The organism is Segatella copri, assembly GCF_003465495.1.
GTDB classification, from domain to species: domain Bacteria; phylum Bacteroidota; class Bacteroidia; order Bacteroidales; family Bacteroidaceae; genus Prevotella; species Prevotella copri_G.
Genome location: NZ_QSAV01000139.1, coordinates 359 through 615, shown reverse-complemented (window position 1 = coordinate 615; position 257 = coordinate 359). Strand labels below are relative to the sequence as shown.

Sequence of the window (257 nt, the reverse complement as noted above, 5' to 3'; positions counted from 1 at the left end):
GAAGGTGCATTCCACAAGGAAATGCTCACAGGTGTCAGACAGTACGACAACACAGGAAAGGAAGTGGCTTTCCAGAACTTCGACTATTATGATGATGTGCAGGCTGAAAAGGGATATGTTCCGTTCAAGGACGATTCCGAGAAATGGAACACGCACGATGACGGACTTGACGCTGGTTTCGTCAATCCGTTAAAGACTGTCAGCAAGCGTTTCAGTGACAAGCCAACTGCACTTGGCGGAACGACAAGTTCTTCTGT

The 257-nt window shown here is 47.9% G+C and carries 1 protein-coding gene; it reads left to right on the top strand.

Annotated features, from left to right (window positions below; genetic code table 11):
• A partial coding sequence (locus DWV53_RS16020; RefSeq protein WP_220432025.1) for a hypothetical protein occupies positions 1-257 on the top strand: 257 nt, incomplete at both ends.